This window comes from Actinoplanes sichuanensis (assembly GCF_033097365.1).
Taxonomy (GTDB): domain Bacteria; phylum Actinomycetota; class Actinomycetes; order Mycobacteriales; family Micromonosporaceae; genus Actinoplanes; species Actinoplanes sichuanensis.
This window is the reverse complement of the sequence record NZ_AP028461.1, coordinates 9,657,542-9,672,158: the sequence shown is the minus strand read 5'-3', so window position 1 is coordinate 9,672,158 and position 14,617 is coordinate 9,657,542. Positions and strand designations below refer to the sequence as shown.

The 14,617-nt window shown below is 67.9% G+C and carries 10 protein-coding genes and 1 pseudogene; 9 read left to right on the top strand and 2 right to left on the bottom strand.

Annotated features, from left to right (window positions below; all coding sequences use genetic code 11):
* Nucleotides 1-298 precede the first annotated feature (298 nt).
* Nucleotides 299-1,243 carry a GIY-YIG nuclease family protein gene (locus tag Q0Z83_RS44505; RefSeq protein ID WP_317789538.1) on the top strand — a complete coding sequence of 315 codons (945 nt, stop codon included), beginning with the start codon at nt 299-301 and terminating at the stop codon, nt 1,241-1,243.
* Nucleotides 1,244-1,376: 133 nt separating this feature from the next.
* Here Q0Z83_RS44505 and Q0Z83_RS44500 read toward each other — a convergent pair whose 3' ends face one another.
* Nucleotides 1,377-2,204, bottom strand: a complete 828-nt coding sequence (locus tag Q0Z83_RS44500) for a replication-relaxation family protein (protein WP_317789537.1) — start codon at nt 2,202-2,204, stop codon at nt 1,377-1,379.
* A 960-nt stretch (nt 2,205-3,164) separates the two neighbouring features.
* Here Q0Z83_RS44500 and Q0Z83_RS44495 point away from each other — a divergent pair.
* The 4 genes from Q0Z83_RS44495 to Q0Z83_RS44480 all read left to right on the top strand — a co-directional run bounded on the left by Q0Z83_RS44495 (nt 3,165) and on the right by Q0Z83_RS44480 (nt 7,357).
* Nucleotides 3,165-3,500 carry a DNA-binding protein gene (locus tag Q0Z83_RS44495; RefSeq protein WP_317789536.1) on the top strand — a complete coding sequence of 112 codons (336 nt, stop codon included), beginning with the start codon at nt 3,165-3,167 and terminating at the stop codon, nt 3,498-3,500.
* Nucleotides 3,500-4,954, top strand: a complete 1,455-nt coding sequence (locus tag Q0Z83_RS44490) for a tyrosine-type recombinase/integrase (RefSeq protein ID WP_449701869.1) — start codon at nt 3,500-3,502, stop codon at nt 4,952-4,954. The genes Q0Z83_RS44495 and Q0Z83_RS44490 overlap by 1 nt, the downstream gene beginning before the upstream one ends.
* Nucleotides 4,955-5,375: 421 nt before the next feature.
* A complete protein-coding gene (locus Q0Z83_RS44485; RefSeq protein WP_317789533.1) occupies nt 5,376-6,656 on the top strand; it encodes a hypothetical protein in 1,281 nt (426 codons plus the stop codon).
* Nucleotides 6,647-7,357, top strand: coding sequence for a creatininase family protein (locus tag Q0Z83_RS44480; protein WP_317789532.1), 711 nt, complete (start codon nt 6,647-6,649; stop codon nt 7,355-7,357). Before Q0Z83_RS44485 ends, Q0Z83_RS44480 begins: the two co-directional genes overlap by 10 nt.
* 69 nt (nt 7,358-7,426) lie before the next feature.
* Here Q0Z83_RS44480 and Q0Z83_RS44475 read toward each other — a convergent pair.
* Nucleotides 7,427-7,988: pseudogene (locus Q0Z83_RS44475) on the bottom strand (NUDIX hydrolase).
* A gap of 810 nt (nt 7,989-8,798) precedes the next feature.
* Between Q0Z83_RS44475 and fxlM the strand changes: the two are divergent.
* From fxlM to Q0Z83_RS44455, 4 genes are all read left to right on the top strand, one after another.
* Nucleotides 8,799-10,010: a methyltransferase, FxLD system gene (gene fxlM / locus Q0Z83_RS44470; protein ID WP_317789531.1), complete on the top strand. Its 1,212-nt coding sequence runs from the start codon at nt 8,799-8,801 to the stop codon at nt 10,008-10,010.
* Nucleotides 10,011-10,068: 58 nt separating this feature from the next.
* On the top strand, nt 10,069-10,251 hold the full coding sequence (locus Q0Z83_RS44465; protein ID WP_317789530.1) for an FxLD family lanthipeptide: 183 nt from the start codon (nt 10,069-10,071) through the stop codon (nt 10,249-10,251).
* Nucleotides 10,252-10,354: 103 nt separating this feature from the next.
* A complete protein-coding gene (locus tag Q0Z83_RS44460; RefSeq protein ID WP_317789528.1) occupies nt 10,355-13,381 on the top strand; it encodes a lantibiotic dehydratase in 3,027 nt (1,008 codons plus the stop codon).
* Complete coding sequence (locus Q0Z83_RS44455) at nt 13,378-14,616, top strand: lanthionine synthetase C family protein (RefSeq protein WP_317789527.1); 1,239 nt, start codon at nt 13,378-13,380, stop codon at nt 14,614-14,616. Before Q0Z83_RS44460 ends, Q0Z83_RS44455 begins: the two co-directional genes overlap by 4 nt.
* The last annotated feature ends 1 nt before the right edge of the window (nt 14,617 follow it).

The following is a 14,617-nucleotide window of genomic DNA, read 5'->3' as shown; positions in this document are numbered from 1 at the left end:
GGGATGACGATCGGCGAAGCCGAGCCGGAGGGGCCAGCCGCCGACTTCGTCATACGAATCCTCAAGCATCTTCAGCACGTTCGGCCAGGGTGGTGTGCTGTACCCCAGGCTCGCCACCCCGCCGCGTTCCCGGGACCTCCGACCATCGCGGCTCATTGCGCGACCTTGGCCTCACCCACTAGAAACGCGGGGCCGCTGCCGGCCAGTGATCCGCCGCCACCAGCGGACTTCAGGTTGCCTCGGTAGCTGATCCATCCCCTCGAATGCCACGTTTTGACCGGCGAACTAAGTTGGACTCGTGGCCTATCGTGTGGGATTCGTCTACATCCTGTCGAACCCAGTAATGCCCGGGTTGGTGAAGGTCGGTTACACCGATCTGTTGCCCGAGGATCGCGCCCGCAAGCTGCGCTCCACCGGTGTACCTGTGCACTTCGTCGTTGAACATCGGATGCTGACATCGCATCCCCAAGCGGTGGAGCGCGCTGCTCACCGGATCTTGAAGGGCGTCCGGGTCAGCGAACAGCGAGAATTTTTCGCCACCGAGGTGTCGGTTGCGGTGGATGCCGTTCGGCAGGCTGCCGCCGAGCAGGATGGTATCGAAAGTTGGCAGACTAGCGAGCCGGTACGACTCAGCCACGGCGATCGGATCGCACTCAGCCTGCGCAAAGGTCAGATGTTCGCTGTGCTGCCCTACCGCGCGACCAGCGAGATACAACCACCGCTGGACCTGTGGCAAGCGCACCATGACGGGGATGTACTGGAGTTGATGGCTGAGGACGATCCACGCTCGGTATCAGGCTTCTCTGTCATGGACCACTACGGCGACGAAGACCCAGTGCCCTATCTGAACCGTGAGGAGGACGCGGTCAATGGGTGGCTCATCGGTAAAGAACGGCTGAGCCCTGGACAACGCCTCCTCTGGCTGGACGGCGAATGCAACAAGCCGGCAACGCTGATCGGATGGTTCGAGTTCCACGCCTTCGGCCAAGTCGTGTGCCGAACTTGGAATCCTCAGGTGACCGACGAAGGCTGGCCCGTCTCGCTCAACCATTTCGACATCGAACCGACCCCAACCATGACAGCCGTGCTGCACAAAAGTTGTCGGCTTCCCCGTCCCGAGCTATCCGACTCTGCGCGGGCTCAGGCGTTACGTTCAGCTGACTACGGCACCCGACCGCAGCCCGCTGATCACTGGCTGACCCAGTTGCAGGCACGCGGCCGGCGCGCGTCCTCCTCTGACTGAGACCTCTACGATTTGTCCGACGGGGGTGCACGACCTAACGGCGTGTTGCCCTCGCGTATATGCACCTACTCGCATATGGAGTCGGCTGCTGCAATCCAACGCGCCAGAGCTCTGACCCGGCGAGCGTTCCTGATCAGAGACCTGAAAGTCGGCAGCGCTCGCTCGATCCAACGGTGGTCCAGATCTGGCAGGCGGGACAGGCCGAGCCTTCGCGAGTACCAGTGGCGACGCGCAACAGGTCGGGTAGGTCAGTGAAGCGCTGCCGGAGGTTACGTTCCCTGGCGGCGGAGTGCAGCCAGAACAGGACCGGCCAGGACCGGCCGAGAGTTGCGAAGAGCCTCGCGTAGCCGACGACCTTGGCCGTCAGGACGCCCAGTGGTTCGGTGCCGGTGTCGTACTCGAGGAAGAACGGAACCTCGCGGCCGTCCTCGGCCCAGAGCCCGTACCCGTCCGGGCGTACCGATGGCTCGTACGCGCGAAGCAGCGCCGGGTCGTCGTCGGTGACGAAGGTGCCGGCTCGTTGGCAGACGACTTCGGGCAGCCACTGCTGGAGTTCAGCGCCAGGGTGGGTGCGCGCGTGGCCGGCAAGGTCGGTGAAGAACTGGTTGACGCCGAGCCGGTGGTCGAGAGTGCGGGTGGAGGTCCAGCGTCGGCGCTCGAGGCGGGCATGGTCGCGGCGCGGCGGCCGTTCGTCGCGGGCCGCGGCGACGACCTCAGCGCCGAGCTGGTCGATAAGCCAGTGGTACGGATACGAGCCGCCGTCAGCACGCTGCGGCCGGAAGCGGGCGATCAGACGCAGTTGGTAGAGGGTGCGCAACCGGCGCTGGCAGAAGTCCAGCGACGGGAACAGGGCCCCGGCCAACTGCGGTGTAGTGAATACGCCGTGGTCGTAGAGCCAGCCCAGCAGGATCCGGTCGCGGGCGGTGAGCTGGGACTGCACCCGCAGGACAGGATCATCCATGCCGTACCCCCGGGGAGACCCGGACGATTGCAGGGTCTGTCGGTGCACAAACCCTCGGCGGTGACAGGCTGCCTGACCTGGGCTGTGGGGCGGAGACGGGGGTCGGTTTCGGGGTCCGGTTGAAGACTGACGTCAACACTGACGTCAAGGCTGACAGCCGTTCTGACGGTCGAACCGTCTTCGGTGACGAGTACGAGAACTGCAACAGAGATCTCCTCGATCTTCGAGAGGTACGGGAAGTGGTGGCAGCCGTCTGGCCCTGCCTTCCGCGCCCCGTCAGGCCGGGCCTGGTGCCGACGAGAGCTGGCGGGCACAGGGCGCGCAGGGGTAAAGCCGCGCGCCGTTGTCTCCGCTGATGGCCCGCTGGGCAGGGTGACTTCGACCGGTGTCACCCAGCCCGCAGCAGGGTGGTCTTGCTGGCGCCGTTGGGGCCGACCACCCCGATCCGGTCGCCGGGCCGCGGCGCAGGCGACCGTATGACCGTCGGATACCGGCGTGTCCACGTCCCGGCCGGGTTCCCTCGGCGCGGCACATACCGGCGACGCCAACCCTCAAAACGGGGTTTGTCAGCTCAGACGAACACTCATCGATCTGACAGGTTTCTGACGCGCCGCCGAGGATCTCTGACAGTGCAGGTCAGCAGGCATCCCGGCCAGATTCGGCACGACGCCCCCAGCAAGGTCGACCGGACTGTCAGTCGGTTGCACACAACCGCCTGACAGCACGTCTCGCAAGTCAATGAGCCTGCGCCGTCAGCCGCGAACTCTCGGGCCGATCAAGGCGCTGACCTGCACTGTCAGACTTTCGTCAGGCGCTGTCAGAACCTTGTTAGATCGATGAGTGTTCGCCGGGGCTGACAAGAGCCGGTTTGAGAGTGCCGGCGCATTCCTTCCGCGCCCGCGGGCGTCAAGAGAATGCGCCCGGTGTCGGCCCGTCTCTTGCGACAGGAGCACTCTCACCATGAACGCCACCCCGAACACCGCCCCCGGCCACCGTGACGATGTGTGGACCGAGAACCGCATCCGCGCCCTGGGCGCCGTCACCGACCTGCCCACCGCCGCCCGGATCTTCGGGCTCGGCCGGTCCCTGGCCTACGACCTCGCCCGCACCGACCGGTTCCCGGCGCCGGTCATCCGCGCCGGCACCCGCTACCGCGTCCCGATCGCCGGCATCCTCGCCGCCCTCGGCCTCCCCGCCACCGGCGACTTGACCTTCTCGGCGCAGTCGAGCGTGGATCACCACGGCGCAATCAGAACGACCGCCGTCCACGACCACGCGACACAGGGAGAACCGTGATCAGCGAAGGATCCATCACCAAACGATGCGGCTGCAAAGACCCGGTCACCGGGAAACGACTCAACAGCGGCTGCCCGAAACTCCGTCGCTCCGGCGGCTCGTGGAGCACCACCCACGGCACCTGGGGCTACCAACTCGAACTCCCGACCGCACCACGGCAGACACGCCGGGTGCTACGCCGCAGCGGCTTCGACGACCGCGACACCACCCGCACCGAACTCGACCACGCCCGCTCGCTGCTCGCCCTGGCCGGCGACGACACCGGCCTCGCCGTCCAGATCGGCGACATGCTCCAAGCCTGCAAGAACGGCAACCCCCTACCCAGCCTCGACACCGTCGCCGCCCGCGTCCACGCCGGAGTCCCCGCCAACGTGCCGACCACCACCGGCCAGTACCTCACCGAATGGCTCGCCGGACGACGCGGCCTGGCCCCCAACACCCTCCTGTCCTACGGCGACCACATCCGCCGCCGGCTCATCCCGCACCTCGGGGACATCCCGCTGCAGAACTTGCGGACCAGCCACATCCAGGCCATGTTCACCGCCCTCGACCAGCGCAACGCCCAGATCCGCACCGCGCGGGCCAGCGACGACCCCGTCATACGCGCCTCGGTTCGAGGGGTCCGACCGATGGGCCCCACCAGCATGATGCGGCTCTACGCCACGCTGCGGGCGGCCCTCAACGACGCCGTCCGCCGCTCCCGGCTCATCCCCCACAACCCGGCCCTGGGTATCGAACTCGAACCCGTTGCACGCCCGAAGGCACGCGTCTGGACGCCCAAGGCGGTCGAGCAGTGGAAGGCCACCGGACAGCGGCCCAGCCCGGTGATGGTGTGGCGACCCGAGCAGGCCGGACAGTTCCTCGACTACGCCCAGAAACACGACGCCGTGCTCTACCCACTGTTCGAGCTGATCCTGCACCGCGGCCTACGCCGCGGCGAAGCCATCGGCCTCCGCGACTTCGACGTCGACCTGGACGAGGCCTACCTCAGCGTCGTCCAGCAGATCACCGCCGTCGGCTACACACCCGTCACCCGCAAAGTGAAAAGCGACGCCGGAGACCGCATCATCCCCCTCGGCCCGACCACCGTCGCCGGGCTCACCGCCTACCTCGACATGCGCAACCGCTGGCAACAGGTCAGCGGCGACACCTGGCCGAACACCGGGCTGTTCTTCGTACGTCCCAACGGCCAGCCCTGGCACCCCCAAGCCATCAGCGGACGCTTCGACTACCTCGTCAATGCCAGCGGCCTACCACCGGTACGCCTACACGATCTGCGGCACTGCGCCGCCACCTACCTGCGCCACGGCGGCGCCGACATGAAAGAGATCCAGGAAGTCCTCGGCCACTCCACCATCGGACTCACCTCCGACACCTACACCTCCGTAATCCTCGACCTCCGACGCCCCAACGCCGACGCCGCCGCCAACCTGATCCCCCGCGAAGCCGCATAGGGAAGATTCGAGGGCCACGGCCGACCCAACCCTCTGGATCGGCCGTGGCCGTTCGGGTGCGAATTTCCCAAAAGAGAGCCAGGCGGCCGCCGTGTCCAGGTTGTTCGTGATCCGCTGTGTCACGTAGCGCAATTCACTGGTGCTCCCGCGTAACCTTGACCGCCTCAGACCTGACGCTGATGGATACGCTCGGCCGTCGCTTTCGGGATTCGCACGGTCAGCGGGACAGACGAAAGGGCCAACGATGCCCGAAAGTCACCGGCGGTGCCGACGGTGCCACATGCCGTTGGCCCGTGACCATCAAGAGCGCTACTGCCAGATTTGCGCACGCCGGCTCGTGACGCTCCGCGAGCGGCCTCCGTCCGTACCTGCCGAGTTCTGGGATCATCCGCCGATCAGGGCCGCGGCTGCGGATCATCACATGGGCAGACTGATTGCGGCCTACCGGACTCATCCGGCGCATGGAATACCCATCTCGCAGGAAATCGTCGGGTCGTGGGCACTGAAGTCGCAGAGCCAGATCTGCAGAATCGAGACGGGCCCTGCGGAGCTGAATCTCGGTCTGCTGCGGTTCTGGGCGCGGCTGCTTGGCGTCCCGGCGCACCTCCTGTGGTTCGTCGACCCTGATTCGCATGGGCGGTCCAACGGCGACCGGCATGATTCCGCAGCGAGGGCCGTCATGGCAGTTGCAGTACCGGCAGGTCTTGAACGTAACGCGACGTCAGCACCGCCCGGCACATCAGCAGAGGAAGAGCTGGCACTACGGCAGGAACATGTGGCCACCGCCGAGACGGAGGTGGTGGAGCTTCTTGCCGGAGCATGGCTCACCCAGCTCAACAACCTCACCGGCATGGCCGATGTGATCAGCTGGCCGGTGCTCAACCAGCTCGCCGCCCAACAGATCCGCAGCCTGGAAGAACTCTGGCGGCGCCGCCCGGAGCTGGAGGCAGGGGTGGCCGTGGCGGATGCCCGCTGGTCGGAGTTCATGAGTTGGATCTGCGCCAACGGCGGATTTCCCGGATCGGAGGGGTGGCTGGAACGGGCGCACCGACGAGCCGAGCAAGCCCGCGACCCGGTCCTCGAGGCGTACGTTGTCATGCGCCGTAGCCAGCACGCCGTCGACAGCGGCGATGCCATGACCGCGGTATCGCTGTCACGGCGGGCGCTGAAGAACCACGATCTCATTCCGCCGAAAACCAAGTCGCTGTGCCTGACCCGGCTGTCAGAAGGGCTGGCGCTGGCCGGCAGTGACGAAAGCTTGACCATCCTCGCAACAGCTCAAAGCCTGGCGGACGAGCCGTTGCGGGCTCCCGATGATGAAATGGCGCGCCACTGCGACGCTCGCTACATCGACGCGGCTCGCGCACGGTGCCTTTATCTGCTCGGCGAACACCGTGAAGCTCGTGCTCGATTCGAGGAGCTCCTGAGCGTGGGCCAGCCGTCAGAAGTCATCGACGTCGGCATGTGGACCGCCTACCTCGCCGAATGCCGGATGGTCGACCACCCGGAGCAGAGCGCCGCTGACGGACTTCGAGCGCTCGATATCGCCCACCGCACAGGATCGACACGCATTGTGAAGGCCCTGGCGCCGGTGGCGGTCGTGCTACGGCCGAGCCGCGGTAGTGCTGTTGTGGATACCTTCCTGACCCGCTACCGGGCGAGCGTCATGGGCGCAATGCCAGTATCGACGCCATGGACTTGATCCCATTGACCACCACGGCGGACGTTCGTGAGCGGCGTCCGGCCATCGCGGTACTGCCTATCGGTAGTTTCGAGCAGCACGGCCCGTACCTGCCGCTCGCGACGGACACCATCGTGCCCGTGGCGATCGCGAACCGTCTCGCGGCGGTGTACAACGTCCTGGTCCTGCCGCCGATAACGATGTCCTGCTCTCAGGAACATGCTGCGTGGCCCGGGACCGTGAGCCTGACCCACACGACGGTAACGGCGATCATCGAGGATGTCGTGGAATCGCTGTCCAGGCAGGGCATCCGGAAGCTGGCCATCGTCAACGGGCACGGCGGCAACTACTTCCTCAGCAACGTCGTCCAGACGGCGAACACGGCTCACGCTAAGTCAATGACGCTGTTTCCGTCGCACGGCGAGTGGAGGACAGCGCGCAAGGCAGCCGGCCTGGTCACCGATGACCATGAGGACATGCACGCTGGCGAGCTCGAGTTGTCGATACTGTCCGCGGTCCTTCCCGCAGCCGTGCGCAACGGTGCGTCATCACTGGATCATGCCGCTGACGACCGGCCGTTCCTCCTGGTCGACGGCATGGCCGCGTACACCGAGCACGGTGTGATCGGTCGCCCTTCGGAGGGCACAGCGGCCAAGGGTGAGGCTGTCCTGGACAGCCTGGTCAAGTCATTCGCCGATCATCTTCAGGCACTTGGCGTGTAGCGCATCCTCTGGTTACGGCCCCGCCAGCCAGAGCTTCTGCCGGGGCTTTCATCGCAGGCGAGCATGTTTTTAGAGGTTGCCGGTCGCTCTCAGCAAGAGCACTGACAGTAGGCCGGATATGGAGCCAGCGCCGACGATCATGCCGTCGTTGATGTACTGCTGGACTTCGTCGAGGTGGATCCAGCCGATGCTCTCGGCCTCGTTGATGTCGGGGGCTGCGCCGGTGAAGTCCGCGCCTCGAGCAAGGTAGATAGCGCTCCTGGTCGATGTTGCCGACCATGGGCTGGAAGCTGATCAGCTTCTCCATACTGCGGGGACGCCAGCCGGTCTCCTCCTCGACCTCCCGGGCAGCGCAGGTCACCGGCTCCTCAGCCGGGTCGAGGTAACCGCCGGGCAGTTCCCAGACCCAGCGGTTCAGGATGAAGCGATGGCGCCACAGCATCAGAACACGCTGCTCGCCGTCGAGGACTACGACCATGGCGGCGCTCGGCACGCGCAGAACGTACTGCTCGAACCGCACACCATCAGGTAGCTCCACCTCGGCGATGCTCAGCACCGCACGACGGGTGTCGTCGACGACCTGTTCTCCGTGAACCGTCCACTCGCTCGCTCGTTTCGGCTCCACCACCATGCCCGCACGGTAGCCAAAGACCTCCCCTCGCCGCTGGGTACGGCAGGCATCGCCAGGCACTCGTGATATCGGCTATCCCGGCGACGCATAGCGCTATGCACAGTGCGGCATAGCACGGTTCGGCCGTGGGCGGCGAAGCTTCAAGGGCTCACGGGGTTCCGGTCTGGCGCAGCAACGCCGGCCTGCACCGCACCCGAAGGACCCCTGATGTTCTCCGGCGACCAGTGGATCAGGAGGCACTATGCATACGCGACGAACGCGGCCGTGGTGGCGGATCCTGGGTCGGTCGCGCTGCGTTTGCGGCCTGCCGTGGCCTTGCTTGGAGGTACGGATCGAAGCCAACCGACAGCGGCAGGAGTGTCGGGTTCTGCCCGTTACCGGTGATCGCGCCCCGCGTGTGCCGCGATGGGCGGATCCAACTATGCCGCTGCTCCAGGTCGGTCGCGCCGGTGCGCTCACCCCGGCGCAGGAGTACCGGGCGGGGCGATCTCGATCATGCTGATTCCTCGTACGGCGCATCAGGGTGAACGACCTGCGTGGGATTGCACGGTGTGTGGCGAGCCGTGGCCGTGTGCCCTCGCCAAGGTCGAACTCGCCGACCAGTACCGGAGTTTCCCGCACGGCTTGTCGGTCCTTCTCGCCTCGTACTTGATCGAGGCGATCGATGACTGGGCAGCCGCGGCGAGCGGGCCACCACCGGACCTGTACGAGCGTTTCATCAGCTGGACCAACGCGCCGGGATTAGCCGCATGGCCGGCAGGCCGCGAACGGCCTTCGTACATCGCTCCACAACAGGAATGGGAGTTACTCATGACGGTTACCCACGAGAACGATCCCGCTGCGCTACGCACCGCCATGGTCGACTCGCTGCGGGAGCAGGGCCTCCTGAGTTCCGCACCGGTGGTGGCCGCTTTGTCAACGGTGCCTCGGCACGTGTTCGCGCCGCACGAGAAGGACCTGACGCGGGTGTACGACACCGACGCGACCCTTGAGGCGGTGCTGTTTGCCGACGGCACCGAGTCCAGCGTCGTGTCGGCACCGCACATCCAGGCGATCATGCTGGAGATGGCCGGCATCGAGCCGGGCATGAGCGTTCTGGAGATCGGCTCCGGGGGTTACAACGCGGCGTTGATCGCGGAGATCGTCGGACCGGGCGGGCACGTGACGACCGTCGACATCGACCCAGGCGTGGTGCAGCGGGCGAAGCAATGCCTCGCGCGGGCCGGCTACGAGCGGGTCAGCGTCGTGCAAGCCGACGCCGAGCATGGCGTCGACGAGCATGCCCCGTACGACCGGATCATGGTGACGGTAGGCGCCTGGGACATCCCCGAGTCGTGGCTGGAGCAACTCACCGACAGCGGCCGGATCGTCGTTCCGCTCAGGTTCGCGGGCATCACCCGGCTGATCGCGTTCGACCGCACCGGCCAGAACCTGACCGCCGGCAGCTACCGTCTCGGCGCTTTCGTGCCGATGCAGGGTGACGGAGCGGTCAGCGAGGACCTGGTACGCGTCACCGAAGACATCGGCCTGCGCCTCGAATCTGGGCAGAAGCACGACTTCGACGTGGCGATGTTGCGCGAGGCGTTGCACACCCCGGCCGTTGAACTCTGGGCCGGTACTGCTTTCGACATGCCCGACGAGCTCGCCCTGTTCCAGCTGACCACCGGCGGGTCCGGAATGGTGATGATGCACGCCGCGCAGAAGGCCGTCGACGACGGTGTGGTCGACCCCGCGGTGCGGCACGGCATTCCCGCTCTCGTGCGGGGCGGCAGCTTCGCGTACCGGATCAAACGCGCCAACGACACGTTCACCAGCGGATACGAAGCCGGCGTACGCGCCCACGGATCCGACGCCGAGACGGTCGGCCGGCAGCTGCTCACCCTGATCCAGGACTGGGGCACCGATCACTTCCGCCGCGGCGCCGCCAACATCGTCTACTACCCGACCAGCAGCGACATCAGCGACCTGACCGGCTGGCGGTCCACGAAACGTCACGGAATGCTCGCGATCAGCTGGCCCTAGAAGAGAAGCTTCCGGCCAGCCGGCCGGGAGAACCACCCCCTGACTCAAGGAGGTTGTCATGACGGCACCCACCGTGGAGCGCAGCACCGTTGCCCCGGCGGCCGAGACCCCGCTGGCAGACACCGGCATCGAGGACCTGGACATCACGTTCATCGAGGCCGGCGACACCGTCGACCACATCATCAAGATGACCAACGACGGCTGCGGCAGTACCTGTCAGTCCGCCTGCACCAGCTGCTGACCCAACTCACCGCTTCACCCCACTCAGGGGTGCCCGGCCAGCTGACAGGCCCCCACCGGGCACCCCTGCCCCGCTCCATCCGACCACCGGGCTGGGAGACGCCGTGTATCGAAGTCTGAACGACGCGCTGCTGCTCCGTGCGGCCGTCTGCACGCCGGAGCAGGCCGATACGTGGCCTGACCTGACCAGCCCGGACGCGGCCGATTCGTGGCCGCAGTGGCTGAGCCACACTCGGCAGATCCCCGGATTCGCAGCAGCCTTGCAACACGCAAGCCCGGACCTGGCCCGGCGGGTCACTGCCGTACTGGCTGGGCAGGCGACGGCCCGTGATACCCGCCGCGTGGTCCTTGCGGTGATGCGCTACCTGCTACGGGCGACGACCCGCGCCACCCCGTACGGATTGTTCGCCGGCATCGCCGCGGCCCGTGTCGGCGCTTCCGGGGACGTTCGGGTCGGCACCGCCCATCGGCCGGTGGCCCGGATCCGGATGCCCTGGCTCGCCGGTGTGCTGACACGGCTGGAGACCGACCCGACGATCCGGCCACACCTGTGGCTGCGGGTCAACGATCTGCTCGTCGAACGCGGCGGTGAACTGTGGCTGGAGCACCGTGCCAGCACGTCCGTGACCGGAGCACCGCAACATGTTCGGGTTCGCGCCACCGGCGCCGTCCGTGCTGCGGTTACCGCCGCGGCCCGGCCGATCCGGTGGACGGATCTGTGCGCCGCTGTCGTCACCGGGTGCGCCGCCGAACCGGCAGCCGCCGACCGATTGATCACCCAACTGGTGCAACAGCACCTGCTGGTGACCAGCCTCCGGCCGTCGATGGCAACCACCGACCCCCTCGCCGTCCTGGTCACCGCCCTGCAACAGCTTCCTGCCGCCACGCCCAACCCCGGACAGCACACGGACTCAGACGGTCTCCGGGAGACGCTGGGTCGGCTCGCCGAACAGAAGCACCGGCACGATACCGCCGCCAACGAGGTCGAGGCCGGAGCCCACCGACGCGAGATCATCGCGACGGCCGCGACGGTCGACGCCGAACCGGCGGTCGGCGTCGACCTGCGCCTGAACGCCGACGTCACCGTGCCACCGGAGGTGCCTGCCGAAGCGTGCCGGGCTGCGGCCGCGCTGACCCGGCTGGCTGTCCCGGCTCTGACGGGTTGGGCAGGCTGGCACCGCCGGTTCCTCGAACGCTTCGGCCCGTACGCGCTCGTTCCGGTGCTCGACGCCGTCGAGCCGGTTCTCGGACTCGGCTACCCGGCCGGCTTCGAGGGCGCCGACCCGGCACCTGCACCGGTAGTCACCGACCGGGACCGTGCGTTGATCGCACTGGCGCAGCGCGCCGCCCTGACCCGGCAGCACGAGATCGTCCTGGACGACCGGCAGTTGGACGCCTTGGCTCCCGAGCGGCCGGAGACGGTGCAGAACACCACCGAACTGACGGTGCGTGTCCACGCGCACGATCTACCCGATATCCGGGAAGGCCGGTTCACGCTGTCGGTGGTACGGGTATCCCGCAACGCGGGCACCAGCACCGGACGCGTCATGGACCTGCTGGATCCCGCCGATCAGGGCCGGATGGCAGCCGCGTACACCGCTGGCACGCCGCCGATCGTCGACAGGGCACTGATCGCGCAACTCGCGGCGCCGACCCGCTACGCGATCAGCATGGATGTGGCCCGCGCACCGCTGGTCCTGCCGTTCCTGATTCCCGTGGCCGAGTGCCACACCGGCGACGATCCGCGGCGGATTCCGCTGGACGACATCGCCGTCACCGCCGATCCGGCCCGGCTCTACCTGATCAGCCTGTCGCAGCGGCGGCCGGTGCAGCCTGTGCCGATGACAGCGGCCGCTCCGGACCGGCAGATGCTGCCCGTCGTGCGGTTCCTGGCGGAGGCATCGACCGCCCTGGCCACCCCGTGCCATCCGTTCGAGTGGGGCCCTGCAGCCCACGACCTGCCGTTCCTGCCTGCGGTGCGCTACGGCCGTACGGTGCTCAGCGCTGCCCGCTGGCGGCTGACCGAGGACGACCTGCCCACCGCCACTGCCAGCTACGACACATGGGACCACGAACTCTCACAATGGTGTGAGACCACCGGCTGCCCAACGGCAGTGTCGATCGGCAGCGGCGACCAGTGCCTGGTCATCGACCTGCAACTGCCCGCTCACCGGGTGCTGCTGCGCGACTACCTCACCCGCCACCACGTCGCCGTGCTACGCCAAGCACCCGACGGTGCCGCCTGGATCGGTGACCGGGCCCACGAGATCGTCATCCCACTGGTCACGACGACACCGCCCGTACCGACGCCACGCCTCGGAGCGGTCGTCGACGTTCGCCGCCACGGCGTGCTGCCCGGCGGCCCCCACACCTACCTGAAGGTGTACGCCAGCCTCGATCAGCAGGACCGGATCCTCACCGAGCATCTGCCCGGTCTCGTCGACCATGTCCCAGGGCCGTGGTGGTTCCAGCGGTACCATGATCCCGATCCTCACCTGCGGTTACGTCTCACCGACGTCGACCCGGCGCGTGTGCACCAGTGGGTGCGGCGGCTACGCGAGCAGCGGCTGAGCGGCCGAGCGCAGGTCGACACCGACTTCCACGAGGTGAGCCGCTTCGGCGGCCTCGACGCCTACCCAGCGGCGGAGCAGGTCTTCGCCGCAGACTCCGCCGCAGTGCAGGCACAACTGACCGCCACCGCCCGGCGGGACGGGCCGGCACGGCAGGCGATGACCGCGGCCAGCATGCTCGACCTCGCCACCGTGCTGCTCGACGGCCCAGACAACGCCCGGCACTGGCTGACCGAGCATGTCCGTACCCAGCGACCGGCGCCAGCCCGCGCCGTCTACGACCAGGCCATGCAGCTCGCCGGCCCGGTACGAGCCACGCTGGCCGCGGCCCCGTCCGGCGCGGCGGTTCTGAAGTGCTGGCAGTCGCGGGCAGCCGCACTGGCCGAGTACCGCAAGGCCCTGCACGGTGCCGGCATCGAAGCGGCCACTCTGCTTCCCGACCTGCTGCACCTGCATCACACCCGCGTCGCCGGCCCCGACCGGGCCGCGGAAGCCGTCTGTCTGCACCTGGCTCGCGCCGCCGCGCTGAGTTGGGCCGCCCGCGCCGGGAGTCGGTCATGACCACCACTGTTACCGCCGGGAAAAACGTCGGTGCCACCGTCGCCGCCATCGCCGACCAGCTGCGTGATCCCGCCGTCATCGGCACCTCCGAGGACGGCCGGACCCATCCGCAGTCGCTGGCCGGCGGTGCGGCCGGCATCGCCCTGCTGCACCTGGAACGGGCCGTGACCGGGCACGGCGACGAAGCTCTCGCCCACCGCTGGATCCGCACAGCAGCGGCAGGACCGGTCAGCACCGGCGCCGCCGCCAACCTGTTCGCCGGCGCGCCCGCCCTGGCCATGCTGCTGCACAACGCCGCCACCAACCTCGGCGGCTACCCACGGGCGGTAGCGGCTCTCGACGAGCAGACCACCATCCTGACCCGCCAACGGCTTGCCGCCGCTCACGCCCGCATCGCCGCCGGCACGCCGCTGACCATGCGCGAGTTCGACCTCATCCACGGACTGACAGGGCTCGGCGTCTACCACCTGCGCCACCATCCCGATCAGCCGATCACCCTCGAAGTCCTCAGCTACCTGATCCGGCTCACCGCAGGCTGGAGCCACAAGGCCGGGCGGCCGCCGTGGTGGCTCAACGCGGGCCTCGGCGGCACCCCAGACGATCGCTTCCCGCGCGGGCACGGCAACCTCGGCATCGCCCACGGCATGAGCGCCGTCACCGCGCTGCTCGCCTTGGCCGTACTCGCCGGGCAGCGGCCACCCGGCATCCTCGACGCGCTCGCCCGGCTCTGCGCCTGGTTCGACCAGCACCGCCAGGCTGATGACGTCACCGGCACCTCGTGGTGGCCCGCCTACATCACCGACACCCCGGCGGCGCCCGCACCGCACCGCCCGTCCTGGTGCTACGGCACGGCGGGTACCGCCCGCGCCCAGCAACTAGCCGGCCTCGCCCTCCAGGATGCCGTCCGATCCCGCCGCGCCGAGGCCGCGATGGTGACCGCCCTAACCGATCCACATCAACAGGCCCAGCTGCTCGAACCGGGCCTGTGCCACGGTAAGGCCGGTCTGCTGCAAGCCGCCTGGCGCACCGCCGCCTCCAGCACCAACCCGCACCTGGCCACCCAACTGATCACCGCCATCCGCGGGCTCGCGGACGACCTGGCCCGACAGCTGGCCGTCGCACCGCCGGACGCACCGGAACTGATGGACGGCACCGCCGGAGCAGCACTCGCCCTGCACACGGCCCACACCGGTAGCTGCCTCACCAACTGGGACGCGTACCTCCTGCTCGCCTAAC

Excerpts from the sequence above, each read along its gene's own strand:
- Q0Z83_RS44500 (WP_317789537.1), bottom strand. The coding sequence starts at position 2,204 with ATGGATGATCCTGTCCTGCGGGTGCAGTCCCAGCTCACCGCCCGCGAC.
- Q0Z83_RS44495 (WP_317789536.1), top strand. The coding sequence starts at position 3,165 with ATGAACGCCACCCCGAACACCGCCCCCGGCCACCGTGACGATGTGTGG.
- Q0Z83_RS44485 (WP_317789533.1), top strand. The coding sequence starts at position 5,376 with ATGGGCAGACTGATTGCGGCCTACCGGACTCATCCGGCGCATGGAATA.
- Q0Z83_RS44480 (WP_317789532.1), top strand. The coding sequence starts at position 6,647 with ATGGACTTGATCCCATTGACCACCACGGCGGACGTTCGTGAGCGGCGT.
- fxlM (WP_317789531.1), top strand. The coding sequence starts at position 8,799 with ATGACGGTTACCCACGAGAACGATCCCGCTGCGCTACGCACCGCCATG.
- Q0Z83_RS44465 (WP_317789530.1), top strand. The coding sequence starts at position 10,069 with ATGACGGCACCCACCGTGGAGCGCAGCACCGTTGCCCCGGCGGCCGAG.
- Q0Z83_RS44455 (WP_317789527.1), top strand. The coding sequence starts at position 13,378 with ATGACCACCACTGTTACCGCCGGGAAAAACGTCGGTGCCACCGTCGCC.